Genomic DNA, 18,296 nt, shown 5'->3' with positions numbered 1-18,296 from the left:
GAAATGAAAGGCAAGCTGCATGACCCTTCTCGAACTGTTCCAGCTGCTGAAGAAGCACCTCAAGCTGGTCATCACCCTTCCGGTGGTCTGCGCGATCGCCATGGGCATCGTGTCCTTCGCTGCGATGGACAACACCTACACCGCGACGACGAGCATGTACATTCTCGCCAAGACCGACGATAGCGGTCAGATGAGCTACAACGATCTCTCGGCGAGCCAGATGCTTTCCAACGATATCGCCACGCTGCTGGATAGCGATAGCGTTAAGAGCGGCGCCGCCAAAGAACTGGGCCTCACCGATCTGGATGACTACAAGGTGTCTGTTTCCTCCGAGACCACCACGCGTGTCATTACGCTTTCGGTTACCGGCACCGATGCCAAGGAGACGGCTGAGGTCGCAAAGGCCATGGCCAGCTCGGTGAGTACGGTCGCTCAGAACGTCGGCGCTGCCCAGAGCATCAACGTTATCGACGAGGCTAAGACCCCCGAAGCCCCCAGTGGCCCCAAGCGCGCGCTGTATATTGCCGTCGCGTTCCTCGCCGGTATCTTTATCGCAGTTGCCTATGTCGTTTTGGCAGACATGCTCAACACCCGCATCCGCGGTGCCGAAGAGGCAGAAGAGCTCCTGGGTATTCCCGTTGTTGGCCGAATTCCGGCTATGAAAGGTGGTAAATAGGCATGGCTAAGGCGAAAAACACCGACAAGCTTGTTGTGCAGAATGCCGCCAAGACCCTTTTGGCCAATATTCGCTTTGCGAGCGTAGACGATCCCATTCGCACCATTACCGTCACGTCCTCGATTCCCAACGAGGGCAAGTCCACGGTTTCCATCAACCTTGCCCAGGCTATCGCCACCAGCGGCAAGAGTGTCCTGCTGGTCGAGGCCGATATGCGCCGCAGGTCCCTTGCCGATATGCTCGGTGTCCGCTCCCGTGGCGGACTCTATTCGGTCCTGTCTGAGCAGGTGTCTATCGACCAGGCGATCGTCGAGACCGGCCAGAAGAATTTCTACTTCCTCGATGCCGAGCCGCACATTCCCAATCCTGCCGATATCATCGTCTCTCACCGCTTTGCAAAGCTGGTAAAGGCACTGTCCGCCAAGTTCCAGTACGTCATCTTTGATGCTCCTCCGGTCGGTACTTTTATCGATGCTGCCGAGATCGCGAGCCTGACCGACGGCGCGCTTTTTGTCGTGCGCGAGGATTTCACCAAGCGTGAGGAGGCGCTCAACGCCATCGGTCAGCTTAAGAAGTCTGAGAAAGTCAAGCTTATCGGTACCGTTATGAACTACTGCGAGACCGAGACCAGCGAGTACTACTACTCTTACTACACCAAGGACGGTAAGAAGGTGAAGAAGGGCTCCGGCGATCAGGGGACTTCCAAAAAGGGCATCTTCACCAACCGTGCAAACGTTTAGTTAATTAGGGCTGATCTATGCGTGACATTCATTGCCATATCTTGCCGGGTGTAGACGACGGCGCCGCCGATCTCGATGAGAGCTTGGCGATGCTCGAGGCCGCCAAACGGGCCGGTGTAACCAGAATCGTTTGCACTCCTCACTGCCGTGATCCCTATTTTGATTACGACAAGATGTGGGATGCCTTTGAGCTGCTGCGCGATAACGCTGACGGTTTTCCGCTCCAGATGGGCTTCGAGGTCAACCATCGAAAGCTCGTTGAGCTTGGTATCGATGCCGCGGAGCACCTGCATTTCGATGGGACCAACGAGTTCCTGCTCGAGCTTTCGACGCATGCCGATGCGTATGCGTTTAGAGAGTACGAGAACACGATTTACGATTTGCAGTGCCGTGGCTACCAGGTGATCATCGCTCATCCTGAGCGCTATCGTGCGGTTCAAAAGGATGTAAGCGTGGCGGAGCGCCTAGTCGATATGGGCTGCAAGCTGCAGGCTTCGGCGGACTTTATTGCCGGTGGTCGCTTTGGTCGCGAGAAAAAGCCGGCCCAGCGCCTGTTCGATCAGAACCTGTACAGCTTCATCGCGAGCGATGCCCATAACGTGGGTCATTACGACTGCCTGGCGAAGGCTCGCGCGAAGTTTAGCGTGCGCGGAGCTCATTTTCGCTAAAATCTGTCCCTAACGTTCGTGCTGAATGAAGGGGGCTGTCATGGATATCCAACTTAAGACGGGATGCTTTGAGGACGCGGCGCTGGTGCGCCGCGTCGTTTTTATGGACGAGCAGGGCTACGAGAATGAGTTCGACGCTATCGACGAGGATCCGAACTGCATTCATGTGACGCTCTATGTAGACGGTGAGCTTGCCGGTTGCTCGCGCGTGTTTCCCGAAGAGCTTGAGCGCGCGACTGACGCAGAGGCTCCGGTGTCGCCGACGTGCGACTTGGACGAAGGCGCCGCGGCGGGGGAGACCTACATTATGGGGCGCGTGGCCGTGCTGCCGGCTATGCGTCGTCGTGGACTGGCGAGTGCGATCGTTGAGGCCAGTGGTGCGTGTGCACGCGATGCCGGCGCTAAGCTTATTAAGCTGCATGCGCAGGAATACGTGCTGCCGCTCTATGCCAAGGCGGGCTACACGCAAATTGCCCCGGTAGACTACGAAGACGAGGGCCAGCCCCATGCCTGGATGGCCAAGCGCGTAGATGGCAGATAGGGACGTTCCTTTTCTGCCGGCAGTTGGGGACGCTCCTTGGCAATTGGCGCATCGGAGCGCTTAGACATACAGTTTTTCGATTCCGTATGTATATATGCGCGCTAATGGGTTATAAAATCTAAGTCTGAACATAGCAGGTCTGCGATGCGGCTCGGGCGACCGGGCCGTTTTTGCGGACGGGGGTAGCGCGAAAGGACTGCACATGCGTCAATTTAAGACCGAGAGCAAAAAACTGCTCGACCTCATGATCAACTCCATCTACACCAATAAGGAAATCTTCCTGCGCGAGCTTATCTCTAACGCGAGCGACGCCGTTGACAAGCTCAACTTTAAGAGCCTGCAGGATCCGAGCGTCAAGCTCGACCAGGGCGACTTGGCTATTCGCGTCTCCTTTGATAAAGATGCCCGCACCATTACCATCTCGGATAACGGCATTGGCATGACCGCCGAGGAGCTCGAGCGCAATCTGGGCACCATCGCCCATTCCGGCTCCGAGGAGTTTAAGACCGAGAACGCCGAGCAGCAGGGTTCGGATGTCGATATCATCGGTCAGTTTGGCGTGGGCTTCTACTCTGCCTTTATGGTTGCCAGCCATGTGAAGGTGGTCAGCCGCGCCTATGGCGAGGACACCGCTCACGTGTGGGAGTCTGATGGTCTTGAGGGTTACACCATCGAAGACGGCGAGCGCGCCGAGCACGGTACCGATGTCGTCCTGACGCTGCGCGAGAACGAGAAGCTCGACGCCGACGGCGAGGCCGAGACCTACGATCGCTTCCTGACCGAGTGGGGCCTCAAGAGCCTGATTCAGCAGTACAGCAACTATGTGCGTTACCCGATCCAGATGATGGTGTCCAAGAGCCGCCAGAAGCCCAAGCCCGAGGATGCTGGCGACGATTATAAGCCCGAGTACGAGGACTACCAGGAGCTCGAGACCGTCAATTCCATGACGCCGATCTGGAAGAAGCGCAGCTCCGATGTTGAGCAGAAGGACTATGACGAGTTCTACAAGTCTACGTTCCACGACTTTGACGATCCTGCGCGCACCATCAGCTTCCACGCCGAGGGCACGCTCGAGTACGACGCACTGCTGTTTGTGCCGGGTCGCGCGCCGTTCGATCTGTACAGCAAGGACTACGAGAAGGGTCTGGCACTCTACAGCTCCAACGTCCTGATCATGGAGAAGTGCGACGACCTGCTGCCCGACTACTACAACTTTGTCCGTGGCGTTGTGGATTCTGCCGACGTGTCGCTCAACATCTCGCGTGAGACACTGCAGCAGAACCGTCAACTCAAGGCCATCGCCAAGCGTGTCGAGAAGAAGATCACCGCCGACCTTGAGGATATGCGCGACAACGACCGCGAGGCCTACGAGAAGTTCTTCGAAAACTTTGGCCGCGGTCTTAAGTACGGCATCTACTCGAGCTATGGCATGAAGGCCGATGAGCTCGCCGACCTGTTGCTGTTCTGGTCTGCCAAGGAACAGAAGATGATTACCCTGGCCGAGTATGCCAAGGGCATGCCCGAGGATCAGAAGGCTATCTACTACGCCGCCGGCGACTCGCGTGAGCGCTTGACCAAGACGCCCGTGGTAAAGGGCGTGCTCGACCGCGGCTATGACGTGCTGCTGCTGACGCAGGATGTGGATGAGTTCACGTTCCAGGCTATGCGTGAGTACGTTGCGCGCGATATGCCCAAGATCTATGAGGACGATGCTGCTCGCGAGGCTGCCGAGAAGGCTGTTGCCGACGGTGCCGAGCCCGAGGTCGAGGATCGTCACCTGGAGCTCAAGAATGTCGCTACCGGCGATCTTGACCTGGCGACCGAGGACGAGAAGAAGGAGGCCGAGGACGCCACTAAGGAGAACGAGGACCTCTTTGGCGCTATGAAGGAGGCACTCGGTGACAAGGTCGAGAAGGTCGCTGTCTCTGCGCGCCTGACCGATGCTCCCGCGTGCATCACCACCGAGGGTCCGCTTTCGCTCGAGATGGAGAAGGTGCTTCAGAAGGGTCCCGAGGGTGCGCCCGACGGTATGCCCAAGAGCCAGCGTGTGCTCGAGCTCAACGCCAAGCACCCGGTCTTTGCCAAGCTCGTCGCTGCTCAGAAGGCGGGCGACGCCGACAAGATCAAGCAGTACTCCGGCCTGCTCTATGACCAGGCCCTGCTCGTCGAGGGTATTTTGCCCGAGGACCCCGTTGCCTTCGCGGCGGCTGTCTGCGAGCTTATGTAACTTAAGATACGCGGTTCTACGAACCGCGTAACGGCTCGACGCTGCCCTCAGGTCCGCCGTTCTAACGAACGGCGGACCGGTCGACGCTGCGCGGGCACCAGAGCGACAACTTGTCATTCAAAGAGGACGGCATGACCAGAAGGTCTATGCCGTCCTCTTTTCATGCCAATTTGTTCGCTCTGGTGCCCGCTCGCTGGCATTGCCAAAACATCGACGTTACCGTGGTCCAAACTAGTCATTGGGGACGTCCTTGTTTGACTGGTCGTTTAAGAACGTCCCCAATGACTAGTTTAAGAACGTTCCTAACGACTAATCGGATTGCTAATTTGTGCGGGTTGTGGTTTTGTGACCTGCTGAAATTTAAGATACTGTACAACTGTACGTTAACTCATCTTCGTAGTATATTGCTACCCGCAAAACTCAATACCATTGTGCATCGAGACGTTAAAACGCCTTCGTACAATGGTTATCGATAGTACGATTCGATTCAACGACAGGATGGATGGTCCAAGCGTGAGTCTCGGCAGCAAACTATCCGATGCAAAGGTTTCCTTTGCAATCTTTAAACGCGACATCAAGCGATTGATCGTGAACCCCGTCGCCCTGGTGGTTACCCTCGGCGTGTGCGTTATTCCCTCGCTGTATGCCTGGTACAACATCGTGGCCAACTGGGATCCGTACGGAAACACCCAGGGTATCAAGATTGCCATCGCCAACAACGATCAGGGCACCCAAAACGACTTGGTGGGCGAGCTCAACGCGGGCGATAAGGTCGTCGATCAGCTCAAGGAGAACGATCGGCTGGGCTGGACCTTCGTCGATTCGGCGGCCGATGCCAAAGAGGGCGTTGAGAGCGGTGAGTACTATGCGGCCATCGTAATCCCCAAGAACTTCTCGGATAACCTGGTTTCGATGCTCGACGGCAACTACCATCAGCCCAAGCTTACGTACTACGTCAATGAGAAGAAGAGCGCCATTGCGCCCAAGGTCACCGATACCGGTGCCAACACCATCGAGGAGCAGATCAACTCGGAATTTGTCTCCACGGCGGGCGAGACCGTTGCCGGTATCGCCAAGGATGCCGGAGTCGATTTAAAGGACAAGGCAACCCAGACCCAGGATTCGCTGGCAGCCTCGGTGTCCGAGGCATCCGACACCTTGAGCGAGGTGCGTGGTTCGATTGGCGACATGAATGCCGCCATCGATAAGACGAGTGGTTCCATTGTCTCGGCAGATGCAGCACTTGCCGGTCTACAGGGTCAGGCGCCGTCGCTGACGCAGGCGATCTCCCAAGGCAACGACCTGCTGGGCGAGGCTCGCGCCACGGCGGGTAATTCCATCACCTCGCTCTCCAAGGCGCTCTCAGAAGGCAGCCTTGCGCTCACCAAGACGTCAGCCTCCGCGAACGCTGCGATTGGCAAGCTGACGGGCACGGTCACATCTACGACCACCCGTATCGACAACTCGCTTGACTCTCTCCAGGCGACGATCGACCACAATAAGGCCGTTATCGGGCACTTGGAAATTCTCGTTAATGACACGTCGACAGGTTCCGAGGAAATTGACGCGCGCATTGTATCGACCATCGATTTTCTCCGCGAGCAGAATGAAAAGCTTCAGAGCATCAAGGATAGTCTGTCTGAGCAGGCGAGAGCCATGAAGAAAGTCGCCGCCGCTGTCTCGGGTGCCAGCGGCGCTATCGATACCGCAATCCAGACCGGTGCGACTAACCTTGGCCAGGCCCAGACGGACCTGGGTCAAAACGCGCTGCCGAAGGCCTCGAGCGCGCTTGATTCATTTGCCGCCGTCTCGGGTGATCTGACGGGAATTGTGTCTGGCCTCACGCCTGCTATTGCAAGCGCGCGCGGTACACTTTCGCAACTCAACGCTACGCTCAAACAGGCCAAGACCACACTGTCCCAGACCGACGACTCTCTTGCCAAGGTCCAGGACAGGCTCGCAACCGCTGCCAACGACATCGCGGCCCTGCAGACTTCCGAGTCCATGGGCGAGCTGGCTGATCTGATGGGCGTCGATGTCAATGACGTCGCAGATTTTATGGCATCTCCGGTCGAGCTGACCTCAAAGTCAATTTATCCGGTCAAGAGCTTCGGCTCGGGCATTGCTCCTTTCTACACCAATCTGGCACTGTGGGTGGGCGGCTATGTGCTCATCGCCATCTACAAGCTCGAGGTTGACCGTGAAGGCATCGGCAGCTTTACCGCGCGTCAGGGCTACTTTGGTCGCTGGTTGCTCCTGGTGATCCTGGGCGCGTTCCAGGCCATCATCGTTACGGTGGGCGATCTGGTCATTGGCGTTCAGTGCGTCAATCCGCTGCTCTTTGTGCTGGGCGGCATCGCTATCTCGTTCACCTACGTCAACATCATCTATGCGCTGTCCACTACCTTTAAGCATATCGGCAAAGCCATTGGCGTCATCCTCGTCATTGTGCAGATCCCCGGCTCGTCGGGCATGTATCCCATCGAGATGATGCCCGGCTTCTTCCAGTGGCTGCACCCGCTGCTGCCCTTTACCTACGGCATCAATCTGCTGCGCGAGACCGTCGGCGGCATGTATTCGTTCAACTACCTGTTTAACCTGTGCATTCTGGGCGTGTTCTTGATCGTGGCGCTCTTTATCGGTCTGCAGCTGCGCCCGTTGCTGCTCAACCTCAATCTGCTCTTTGATAAGCAGCTTTCCACGACGGGCCTCATGATCTGCGAGTCCAATGACCTGCCGCGCCAGCGCTATTCGCTGCGCACGGCCATGCGCGTCATGCTCGATTCGGATTCGTACCGTCGCGAGCTGCTCGATCATGCCGTGGCGTTTGAGCATCGCTACCCGTACTACATCAAGGGCGGTTTTGCCGCCGTGGTAGGCGTGCAGGTCCTGCTCTTTGTGCTTTCGACGGTGCTCGATATCGACAATAACGGCAAGATCATCCTGCTCGTTATCTGGATCATTTCGGTTATCGCCATCTGTGGCTGGCTCATCAACATCGAGTACATCCGCGCGAGCCTCAATACCCAGATGCGTATCTCGGCGCTTTCGGACGAGGACCTGCGCCGCGAGATGCGCGAGCACACGGCTGCCATCCCCGCCGCCCGTCGCATGTTTGGTCTCAACGCCAGCGAGCGGGGCACCAAGGACAGCGAACAGCCCACGAGCCGTCTGCCGCATATCGGTGCGCATCGTAAGGCTCAAGATGCCGACGGCGTTGACAACGTAAACGGAAACGACGGGGACACCACCCCGCTTGGCAAGCACTCTAAAGGAGGTGAGGCATAAATGAAGAACATCCTGCACCTGTTTAAGCGCGATGTCCAAAACGTGTCTCGCTCCGTGATCGGCATGGTCGTCGTGATGGGTCTCATTATCGTGCCGTGTCTGTACGCGTGGTTTAACATCGCCGGCAGCTGGGATCCGTACGGCAACACCGGCAATCTTAAGATCGCCGTGGTCAACACCGACGAGGGTTACGAGAGCGATCTGATTCCCGTCGAGGTCAACGTGGGCGAAAACGTAACCGCCACCCTGCGCGGCAATGAGAACTTCGACTGGGTCGTCCTCAACGATCGCGATAAGGCGATTGAGGGCGTTAAGTCGGGCGCGTACTACGCTGCCGTCGTTATCCCTAAAACGTTTAGCGCCGACATGATGACGCTTTTCTCGACCGAGGTGAAGCACGCCGATATCGAGTTCTACGAAAACCAGAAGGCTAACGCCATCGCCCAGATCGTGACCGAAAAGGGTTCGAGCGCCGTCCAGAGCCAGGTGAATGAGACCTTTACCAAGACCATCACGACCATCGGCCTTAAGACCGTGTCCAGCCTGCTCGATTACATGAGCACCGATCAGGTCAGCAACTTTATCGCCAATCTTTCCTCTACGCTGGGCGATTCGGTCGAGGACCTGCAGGATGTTCAGGCGAGTGCGACGTCGCTCGCGGGCATTTTGAGCTCTACGTCCGATTCACTGACATCGGCGGGCGGCATGCTCAAGCAGACGGGCACTGTTGATGAGTCGACGAAGCAGCTGATGGAGCACGCAAAGAACGGTGTGAGCGATTCCGAGGAAGCGCTCAAGGCAGCCAACGACGCCATCAACACCGCGATCGACGGAAGCGCGGGCTCATTCGACAACGTGTCTACCGAGCTTGCGAAGGCGTTTGACGCCGCGAACCAGCATGTCGACGTTACGGTGACCCAGCTCAACAAAGCCGCGTCGGCACTCGAATCGCGTGCCAACGATATCGATGACGTGGCTAACCAGCTTCGCAGTTTTGCCGAGCAGGTGAGTGACGAAAAGCTCCAGGACAGTCTTAAGTCTGTGGCGACATCGCTGGGCAGGATCGCGACGGAGTATGACAACAACGCCAAGGAGCTGACGGGCATCGCAACGTCTCTCTCGGACAGCATGGCAAAGGTTTACGATGTCCGCGCCGAAACCGACCGGGCGATCGCCGACGCCAAGGCGGGTGTCTCGGGTGCCAAGATCGATTACGACTCCACATTCTCGGTCAAGGCAAAGGAGCTCAAGAAGACCATCTCGGGCGTTTTGGATTCGCTGAACGGTATTTCGAGCAATCTGGATAGTGCCGTGAGCGGCCTCACCGATGCATCCGGCTCGTTGGCGAAGGGCCTCTCCAAGGCTGCCAAGCTGGTCAACAAGGCTTCCGATCAGCTAGGTGAAGCGTCCGATAAGATCAGCGCCTTTAAGGACGAGCTCGATGGCGCCCTGATGTCGGACGACCTTGCCACGATCAAGACGATGATCGGCAACGACCCCGAGGGCCTCGCCGCGTCGCTTTCCGGCCCCGTTGCGCTCGATCGCAAGCCGGTCTATCCGATCCGAAATTACGGTTCGGCCATGGCGCCGTTCTATACGATCCTGTCGCTGTGGGTGGGCTCGATCGTGCTGGCAGCCATGATGAAGGTGTCGGTTGACGATGAACTCATCAACGAGCTGATCCCCGTGCGCCTGCACGAGATCTACCTGGGCCGCTACCTGTTCTTTGGCGGCTTGGCCTTGCTGCAGGCGACGCTCGTGTGCGCCGGCGACATCTTGTTCTTTGGCATTCAGTGCGACAACCCGCTGCAGTTTGTGCTGGCGGGCTGGGTCGCGAGTCTCGTGTTCTCCAATATCGTCTACACGCTTACGGTATCGTTTGGAGATATCGGTAAGGCTCTCGCCGTCGTGCTGTTGGTCATGCAGGTCGGTGGTTCGGGCGGCACATTCCCCATCGAGATGACCGGTCCCGTGTTCCAGGCGATCTATCCGTTCCTGCCGTTTACTCACGGCATCAACGCCATGCATGCCGCCATGGCCGGTGCCTACCATATGGAGTACTGGATTGAGCTAGGCATTCTGGCGAGCTATCTGATTCCGTCGCTGGCACTGGGCGTCGTCTTCCGCCGCCCGGTCATCAAAGCCAACGACTGGATCATCGAAAAGCTGGAATCAACAAAGCTTATCTAGTACAGCAACGTTAACGCCGATGCAGCGCTAATGCCAGCGAGCGAGCCGCATTTGCGCCAAGGTGACGTGAAATGAAAGGGCGCTGACCTTCTGGTCGCGCCCTTGAAATTGAACGTCAGATTGGCGTGAATGCGGCTCGCGCAGCGTCGGCCGGTCCGCCGTTCGGTAGAACGGCGGAACAAAACGCTTTAGTGGGCTGGATTGCGATGCGGCACTGGTTGTTGCTACAGTAGCGGGGCGTACCGGGGGTCCGGTGCGCCCTGTTTTTATTTGACCATGAGGCGGCACGCGGTCACGCGCGTGTGGACACCACGCCCAGACTGAGCGCGAGGATGCCCTATGGCCCAGAATGCCGTTGATGAAATCGAAAACATGCCCGATAGCCCTGTCGCACGGGAGGACCTGGGCGCCGGCGGCACCTCCCGTGGCGCCGGAGCGCGTTCTCCGTTCTTCTGGAAGGCCTTGCTGTTTTCGGTGGCGGTCATCTGGGGCTATTCCTTTACCACCATGAAAGATGCGCTCGATACCGTTCCGGTGTTCGAGCTGGTCTACGTTCGCTTTCTCCCGGCATCACTGGTTATGTTTGCCATTTTCCACAAACGAATCATCGCGCACTTTAATGCTCGCAACCTTATCGTCGGGCTTGGTATGGGCGCACTTATGTGGGGCGCGTACGGTTTGCAGACGATTGGCCTGGCACAGACCACGGCGGGCAAGAGTGCATTTTTGACGGGTACCTATTGCATCCTCGTGCCGTTTGCGAGCTATGTCCTGGGCGGAGAAAAGCTTACCCGTTACAACTTGGGCGCCGCATTGCTGTGCCTGGCGGGCATTGGCCTGGTGGCACTCGATAGCGTCGAGTTCAATGCCGGAGATGTCATCACGTTGGGCGGCGCGGTCTTCTTTGCTATCCAGATGGCGGTGACCGCCAAGTATGGCCGCAAGATGGATATCAACGTCATCACGTTTTGGATGTTTGTGGGCAATGGCGTTTTGAGCTTAATCACGTCACTACTATTCGAGACTCAGGCGCCTCTGTCCGTGTGGACGCCGAGCTTTATCGGCGTGGTGGCCTTTCTCTCGGTGGGTTGTACGTGCGTGGCCCTGCTCGTCCAAAACGTCGGTCTGGCGCATGTCCCCGCCTCGACGGGCTCGCTGCTTCTTTCGATGGAGTCCCCCTCGGGCGTGCTGTTCTCGGTGCTGCTGATGGGGGAGGCGCTCACTTCGCGCCTGCTTGCCGGCTTTGCGCTCATCTTTTTGTCGATTATCTTGAGCGAGACGCATTTCGATTTCTTGCGCCGAAAATCTCGCCCGCAATTGTAAACAACTTGTTGCGCCGCCCTTCCAGGGCGGCATTTTTTGTGTCATGCCCTTACAGTTGTGCCTTGCACTTTATGCTGTCAAAGTGCGTGCTGCAAAAACGTTACTGGAGGGCATCTATGGCACCAGCTCTGTCCGATCTTCAACCGCAACCAGCGCCTCAGGCTACCACAGCGGCGCAGACCGCTATCGACGATGGCCTGGTCAAAGAAGCCCAGGCATTTGCCGGTGAGCTTGCCGCATGGCGCCACGATCTCCATCAGATGCCCGAGCTCGGTAACAATCTTCCGCAGACGTCTGCCTATATCCAGGCACGTCTGGACGAGATGGACATTCCCTATACCACGCTTGTCGACGGCTCCTGTGTTGTTGGCCTGATTGGTGCCGGTGCGGCCGCGGCTGCTCAGGGCAATGGTGCGTGCACGGACGAGCAGTCCGGTACGGTTATCATGCTTCGCGGCGACATGGATGCCCTGCCCGTTGCCGAGGAATCGGGCGAGCCTTTCGCTTCCACCAACGGCTGCATGCACGCTTGTGGCCACGATATGCACGCGACGGCGCTGCTTGGTGCGGCGCGCCTGCTCAAGGCCCGCGAGGCAGAGCTTGTTGATGCCAACGCCACGGTTAAGTTGCTGTTCCAGCCGGGCGAGGAGACCTTTGAGGGCGCCCGCGCTGCCATCGCCGACGGCTTGCTCGAGAACCCGCGTCCTCAGGCGGCTTTTGCCATGCACGTTAACAGCCAGTCGCCGCTTGGCCTGGTGCTCTATGGCAGCCCTGCACTTTCGGGTGTATACGGTTTTCGCATCACGCTCCAGGGCAAGGGTGGTCACGGCTCGAGCCCCGAGATTTGCATCGACCCCATCACGGCGGGCGTGCATGTGCACCTGGCGCTCCAGGAGCTTATCTCCCGCGAGGTGCCGGCGGCCAAGGAGGTCGCACTTACCGTGGGTAAGTTCGCCGGCGGTCAGGCTGCCAACGTCATCCCAGATACCTGCGTGCTGGAAGGCACGCTGCGCGGCTTCGACGTTGAGCTCATGGAGCACCTCAAGACCCGCATCGCCGAGGTCGTCAACGGCGTTGCCGCAACATATCGTACGCCGGCGACTATCGAGACACTCTCGGATGTTCCCCCGCTCGTACTCGACAGCGATATGACTCAGGCGTCGCTTGGTTACGTGGGCGCAGTGCTGCCCAAGGCCGCCTTCTTGCCGCTGTTCCATGCCATGGCGAGTGAGGACTTCGCGCTTATCTCGAGCGAGATCCCAAGTGCGTACTTTACGGTGGGCGCGGCCGTAACCGACACGGACGAGCATTTTGCCCAGCATCATCCCAAGGCGCGCTTTAACGATGCCGAGCTTCCCCTCGGCGCCGCGGCTTATGCCGCCGTCGCTCTCGGATACATTGCGGACCACAAGGAGTAATCCATGTCTCAGCAACGTAAATTCTTCCCCGGCTGGCTCGTGGTGGCCTCCGGCTTTGTGATCATGGCCACGTGCTACACCATTTTCGTCAACTGCATGAGCCTGTTCCAGCCGCTCATCGTCAGCGACTTGGGAATATCTCTTGCGCAGTACAACATCTCCAACGCCCACCATTGCCGCGTCCAAGCAGTTTGGCATGGCCGACCTCGGCAAGGTCACGGGCACCATTACCTCGCTCGAGATGGTCGGCGGCACCGTAGGCGCTATCGTCTCGGGCGTGCTGTTCGATGCCACGGGCTCCTTTGCGAGCACCTGGATCGTGTGCCTGGCGTGTTCTGTGGTCATGCTCGTATTCCTGCTGGCCTCGGAGCCTATCGCCGCCAAGCTGCGCGCAAGCGTGGCGGGGGAGTAGACGTCCGTCGTTCTTTTCTGCTCGCCCCGTTCTGCCCGTGGCTGCCTTGGAAGCCGAATGGAAGCTCGTACCATCATTCGCTTTCCAAGGCAGCTACGGGCCTACGAAATGATCCCTTTTCCTCCGTCCCCAAGGGATCACGTGACCTGAAGGGGACGAAGGAAAAGGGATCACAAACAGCGACGGCGCGTCTGGCCGAACGAGTCCCCATACCCTCGTTCGGCCAGACGCGCCGTCGCTGTTTGCGTTTGTGCCGTATAATGACCGTTACCTATGACGCGATACAAAAGAAAGGTGTTTGCCCATGCAGGCACAGAAGGCGGAGGGAACCCGCGACCTTATCGGCGCCGAGATGCGCGCCTGGCAAAAGATGCAGCAGATTGCGGCCGGCGTGTTCGAGCCGTTTGGTTTTAAACCCATCGAGACGCCCGCGATCGAGCAGGTGGATGTGTTTGTCCACGGTATCGGCCAGTCGACCGACGTCGTGCGCAAGGAGATGTTCCGCGTGTTCAGCGGTGCCAACCTGGAGCGCGTCTTTACCGAGGGCACCGACACCAAACTCAAGCCCAAGCAGCGCCTGGCACTTCGCCCCGAGGGCACGGCCGGCGTGGTGCGCGCCGTCGTCGAGAACAATCTGGTGCCCCAGGGCTCCACGCCGTTTAAGGCGTACTACGCCGAGGCCATGTTCCGTGGCGAGCGTCCCCAGAAGGGCCGCCTGCGCCAGTTCCACCAGGTGGGCATCGAGTGGCTCGGCGCTCCCGATCCGGCGGCAGACGCCGAGTGCATCATCATGCTCATGGAGTTCTACAAGCGCCTGGGCTTCGATCTTTCCAAGCTTCGTCTGCTCATCAACTCGATGGGTGACGCCCAGTGCCGTCCGGCTTACCGCGAGCAGGTTAAGCAGTTCATCCTCGATCACGCCGACGAGATGTGCGATGAGTGCCGTGAGCGCGCCGAGCTCAACCCGCTGCGTGCCTTCGACTGCAAGAACGACCATTGCCGCGAGATCATGGCCGAGGCCCCGCTGATGGGTGACAACCTGTGCGACGAGTGCCGCGAGCACTACGAGCAGGTCAAGCGCTATCTGGATGCCGCCGGTATCGAGTATGTCGAGGATCCCACCTTGGTGCGCGGCCTGGACTACTACACCCGTACCGTCTTTGAGGTCGAGGCCCCTGGCGCCGGCGTCGGCTCCATCGGCGGCGGCGGCCGCTACGACGGCCTGGTTGAGCTCGAGGGCGGCAAGCCTACGGCCGGCGTCGGCTTCGCCGTCGGTTTTGAGCGCGCCCTGCTGGCCTTGCAGGCCTTTGGCAGCGACCTGGGTGCCGATGAGGCCCCGTGTGTTTATGTCGCCAACGCCGGCAAGGAGCTGCGCCAGAACGTCTTTGCCATTACGCAGGAGCTTCGCGCCGCAGGCATCGTGACCGAGGCCGACTATCAGGGCCGTTCGCTCAAGGCCCAGTTTAAGCAGGCCGATAAGGTGGGCGCCAAGCTCATCCTGGTCCTGGGCGGCGACGAGCTTGCCGCCGGCAAGGTCAAGGTGCGCGACATGGAGAGCCATGACGAGGTACTGGTCGATCTGGCCAACGTCGTCGAGGCGGTTCGTGAGCGCCTGTAGCGCATCTTTTTGAGCCGCGGACCCGCTTGAGTGTCCCGTTCATTGCGAGCGATTGTTACGGGGGTGTTTCGCATTTATGCGGAATGCCCCCGTTTGTGTATGCCGTCCACCGAGAAATACGACCATTTAGGGCAAAAACCCTTGCAATGCAGAAAATACTTTTGTGTGGTAAAGCGCAATCAGTGTCGAAAGTATTTCTCAAGCGCCTATAATGAATACCGCATGTTACGTGCATAGAAGGAGGAATGGGAGGAAACGTGGCTGAGAACCTAAGCAACCAGTCTGTACCCGAAGCCGCGGCGCGCGTCGCTGCCGTGGTCAACCGCCTCGTTAACCGAATCGGCTCGAATGCCGAGTCCAGGGAGCGTCTCGCCGAGATCGAGATCCCCGAGGAGCTGCGCGACAATCTGGCGTTGTTCCTACGCCTGGAGCGTCGTGTGCTTAGCGAGTATGATCCCGAGATCGCGGACCTGTTCGACAAAATCCTGTCGGCCGAGATTGTGGCCAATGCCGGCAACCCCGGTACCCGCGCTGCCGACGAGGCCGTCGACGAGCAGGGCGTGCCCACCGCCGACGAGCCCACCGCCGTGGCGTTTCGCGAGGTCGTCGATCTGATCGACAGTCTGCCGCTCGATAAGCAGCAGGTCATCGTTCGCGCCTTTACGAGCTTCTTCCACTTGGCAAACCTGTCGGAGGAGAACTACCGTGTGGCGCAGCTGCGCGAGCGCGAGGCCGGTGCGTCGACCGATACCGAGGTCGATCCCGCCAACGAGCTCACCGTCGCCTATCACCAGCTGGTGAATGAGCTGGGCGTCGAGGGCGCCAACGAGCTGCTCGGCAAGCTTGAGTTCCATCCCGTCTTTACCGCGCATCCCACCGAGGCCCGTCGCAAGGCCGTCGAGGGCAAGATTCGCCGTATCTCCAACCTGCTGGAGGAGCGTCCGCGTCTGGGCGGCTCCGACCTGGTGGAGAACGAGCGCCATATGCTGCAGGAGATCGACGCCCTGGTGCGTACGAGCCCCATCGCGCTCAAGAAGCCCACGCCGGTCGAGGAAGCCGATACCATCATCGACATCTTCGACAACACGCTGTTCGACGTCATCCCCGTCATCTATCGTCGCTTTGACGACTGGATGCTGGGCGACAAGGCCGGTACCGTGCCGCCGCTGTGCCCGGCGTTCTTCCATCCCGGCAGCTGGATTGGTTCCGACCGCGACGGTAACCCCAACGTCACCGCCAAGGTGAGCCGTGAGGTCGCCGCCAAGTACTTCACCCACATGGTGCTCAAGCTCGAGGACAAGTGCCGCCGCATCGGCCGCAACCTCACGCTCGAGGCCACCTACAGCAAGCCGTCTGCCGAGCTCATCAACCTGTGGAACCATCAGGTCGAGATGAGCGCCCAGTACACCGCACGTGCTGAACTGATCTCCGAGCACGAGCCGCATCGCGCCGTCATGCTCGTCATGGCCGACCGTCTGAACGCCACCGTGCGTCGCATCACCGACACCATGTACCACAGCGCCGATGAGTTCCTGGAGGACCTGCGTGTCGTCCAGCGCTCGCTGGCCGCCTGCGGTGCCGTCCGTGCTGCCTACGGCCCGGTCCAGACCATCATCTGGCAGGTCGAGTCCTTCGGCTTCCATATGGTCGAGATGGAGTTCCGTCAGCACTCCGTGGTGCACGCCCGCGCCCTCAAGGATATCCACGAGAACGGTATCCATGGCGACCTGCAGCCCATGACGCGCGAGGTCATCGATACCTTCCGCGCTATCGGCTCCATCCAGAAGCGCTACGGCAAGAAGATGGCGCATCGCTACATCATCTCGTTCACCAAGAGCGCCCAGCATGTGGCCGACGTCTTTGAGCTTGCCCACCTGTCCTTTGCACACGAGGAGGATGTCCCCGAGCTCGACGTGATCCCGCTGTTCGAGCAGCTCGAGGACCTCGAGGGCTGTGTTGACGTGCTCGATCAGATGCTCACGCTGCCCGTGGTGCAAAAGCGCCTTGCCCAGACCAACCGCCGCATGGAGGTCATGCTGGGCTATTCCGACTCCTCCAAGGATGCCGGTCCTACCACGGCCATGCTCGCGCTGCACTCCGCGCAGGAGCGCATCGCCAAGTGGGCCGAGAAGAACGATATCGACCTGGTGCTCATGCACGGTCGCGGCGGTGCCGTGGGCCGTGGCGGCGGCCCGGCCAACAAGGCCGTGCTGGCGCAGCCCAAGGGTTCGGTCAACTGCTTCTTTAAGCTCACCGAGCAGGGCGAAGTCATCTTTGCCCGTTACGGCAACCGCACGCTGGCTCAGCGCCATGTTGAGTCCGTTGCTGCCGCAACGCTTTTGCAGTCGGCCCCGAGTGTCGAGAAGACCAACACCGAGACCACGCAGAAGTTCTGGAATATGGCCGAGAAACTCAACGCAGTAAGCCATGAGCGCTATCTGGACCTGCTGAACACCGAGGACTTTACACCGTGGTTCTCGACCGTGACGCCGCTGACCGAGGTCGGTCTGCTGCCGATCGGCTCGCGTCCCGCCAAGCGCGGCTTGGGTGCCAAGTCGCTTGACGACCTGCGTACCATTCCGTGGATCTTTAGCTGGAGCCAGGCGCGCATCAATCTGGCCGCTTGGTACGGCCTGGGCACCGCCTGCGAGCAGCTGGGCGACCTTGACCAGCTTAAGGCTGCCTACCAGGAGTGGCCGTTCTTCCGCACCTTTATCGACAACATCGAGATGTCGATCGCCAAGACCGACCAGCGCATCGCCAAGATGTATCTGCACCTGGGCGATCGCCAGGATCTGTCCGAGAAGGTCTTTACCGAGATGCAGCTCACCCGTAAGTGGGTCCTTGCCATCGTCGGTGACGAGTGGCCGCTGCAGCGTCGTCGCGTGCTCGGCTGCGCCGTTCGCGTGCGCAACCCCTATGTTGATGCCCTGTCCATCGCCCAGGTCCGCGCCCTTCGCGAGGTGCGTATGAACCAGGACGAGATGGCCGAGGAGAAGAAGGCCGAGTACATGAGCCTGATTCTTTCGACTGTGACCGGCGTCTCGGCAGGATTGCAAAACACGGGGTAATCGATAGCCCTGTAGTCGTCCGGGCCCGCCATTAGTTTACTTTTAGGCACGTCCTCGGACATGCAAGAAGCCCTCGCTGCGCACTTCGTGCGGCGAGGGCTTCTCGCGTCCTGCGGAGTGTGCC

Annotated in this window: 12 protein-coding genes; all 12 read left to right on the top strand. The window is 59.2% G+C overall.

From position 1 onward, the window contains the following. The first annotated feature begins 19 nt into the window (after positions 1-19). The gene (locus DXD49_RS01215; protein ID WP_117734691.1) at positions 20-676 is read left to right on the top strand and encodes a YveK family protein; all 657 of its coding nucleotides are present in this window, start codon (positions 20-22) and stop codon (positions 674-676) included. Positions 677-678: 2 nt separating this feature from the next. Next, on the top strand, positions 679-1,416 hold the full coding sequence (locus DXD49_RS01210) for a CpsD/CapB family tyrosine-protein kinase (protein ID WP_117734690.1): 738 nt from the start codon (positions 679-681) through the stop codon (positions 1,414-1,416). Positions 1,417-1,433: 17 nt separating this feature from the next. After that, positions 1,434-2,084: a tyrosine-protein phosphatase gene (locus DXD49_RS01205; protein ID WP_022094060.1), complete on the top strand. Its 651-nt coding sequence runs from the start codon at positions 1,434-1,436 to the stop codon at positions 2,082-2,084. Between the two features lie 40 nt (positions 2,085-2,124). Next, positions 2,125-2,625: a GNAT family N-acetyltransferase gene (locus DXD49_RS01200; protein WP_117794000.1), complete on the top strand. Its 501-nt coding sequence runs from the start codon at positions 2,125-2,127 to the stop codon at positions 2,623-2,625. Between the two features lie 202 nt (positions 2,626-2,827). Beyond that, entirely contained in the window at positions 2,828-4,852 is a 2,025-nt protein-coding gene (gene htpG, locus DXD49_RS01195) for a molecular chaperone HtpG (RefSeq protein WP_117793999.1), read from the top strand. Positions 4,853-5,365: 513 nt separating this feature from the next. Beyond that, entirely contained in the window at positions 5,366-8,140 is a 2,775-nt protein-coding gene (locus DXD49_RS01190; RefSeq protein WP_233541713.1) for a YhgE/Pip domain-containing protein, read from the top strand. After that, positions 8,141-10,330, top strand: a complete 2,190-nt coding sequence (locus DXD49_RS01185; protein WP_117793997.1) for a YhgE/Pip domain-containing protein — start codon at positions 8,141-8,143, stop codon at positions 10,328-10,330. Positions 10,331-10,669: 339 nt separating this feature from the next. After that, the gene (locus tag DXD49_RS01180) at positions 10,670-11,653 is read left to right on the top strand and encodes a DMT family transporter (protein ID WP_117734685.1); all 984 of its coding nucleotides are present in this window, start codon (positions 10,670-10,672) and stop codon (positions 11,651-11,653) included. A gap of 116 nt (positions 11,654-11,769) precedes the next feature. After that, positions 11,770-13,071, top strand: coding sequence for a M20 family metallopeptidase (locus tag DXD49_RS01175; RefSeq protein ID WP_199568911.1), 1,302 nt, complete (start codon positions 11,770-11,772; stop codon positions 13,069-13,071). A gap of 142 nt (positions 13,072-13,213) precedes the next feature. Beyond that, positions 13,214-13,483, top strand: a complete 270-nt coding sequence (locus tag DXD49_RS01170; RefSeq protein WP_233541712.1) for a hypothetical protein — start codon at positions 13,214-13,216, stop codon at positions 13,481-13,483. Positions 13,484-13,787: 304 nt separating this feature from the next. Further along, a complete protein-coding gene (gene hisS, locus DXD49_RS01165; protein WP_117743175.1) occupies positions 13,788-15,101 on the top strand; it encodes a histidine--tRNA ligase in 1,314 nt (437 codons plus the stop codon). A 257-nt stretch (positions 15,102-15,358) separates the two neighbouring features. Continuing rightward, positions 15,359-18,172 carry a phosphoenolpyruvate carboxylase gene (locus DXD49_RS01160; RefSeq protein ID WP_369831594.1) on the top strand — a complete coding sequence of 938 codons (2,814 nt, stop codon included), beginning with the start codon at positions 15,359-15,361 and terminating at the stop codon, positions 18,170-18,172. The last annotated feature ends 124 nt before the right edge of the window (positions 18,173-18,296 follow it).

The organism is Collinsella sp. TM05-38 (assembly GCF_003466445.1).
In the GTDB taxonomy this organism is placed as follows: Bacteria; Actinomycetota; Coriobacteriia; order Coriobacteriales; family Coriobacteriaceae; genus Collinsella.
The sequence above is the reverse complement of the archived record's forward strand: the minus strand, read 5'-3'. Positions and strand labels throughout refer to the sequence as shown.

Coding starts and splice junctions, on each gene's coding strand:
- DXD49_RS01215 (WP_117734691.1), top strand. CDS start 20: ATGACCCTTCTCGAACTGTTCCAGCTGCTGAAGAAGCACCTCAAGCTG.
- DXD49_RS01210 (WP_117734690.1), top strand. CDS start 679: ATGGCTAAGGCGAAAAACACCGACAAGCTTGTTGTGCAGAATGCCGCC.
- DXD49_RS01205 (WP_022094060.1), top strand. CDS start 1,434: ATGCGTGACATTCATTGCCATATCTTGCCGGGTGTAGACGACGGCGCC.
- DXD49_RS01200 (WP_117794000.1), top strand. CDS start 2,125: ATGGATATCCAACTTAAGACGGGATGCTTTGAGGACGCGGCGCTGGTG.
- htpG (WP_117793999.1), top strand. CDS start 2,828: ATGCGTCAATTTAAGACCGAGAGCAAAAAACTGCTCGACCTCATGATC.
- DXD49_RS01185 (WP_117793997.1), top strand. CDS start 8,141: ATGAAGAACATCCTGCACCTGTTTAAGCGCGATGTCCAAAACGTGTCT.
- DXD49_RS01180 (WP_117734685.1), top strand. CDS start 10,670: ATGGCCCAGAATGCCGTTGATGAAATCGAAAACATGCCCGATAGCCCT.
- DXD49_RS01175 (WP_199568911.1), top strand. CDS start 11,770: ATGGCACCAGCTCTGTCCGATCTTCAACCGCAACCAGCGCCTCAGGCT.
- hisS (WP_117743175.1), top strand. CDS start 13,788: ATGCAGGCACAGAAGGCGGAGGGAACCCGCGACCTTATCGGCGCCGAG.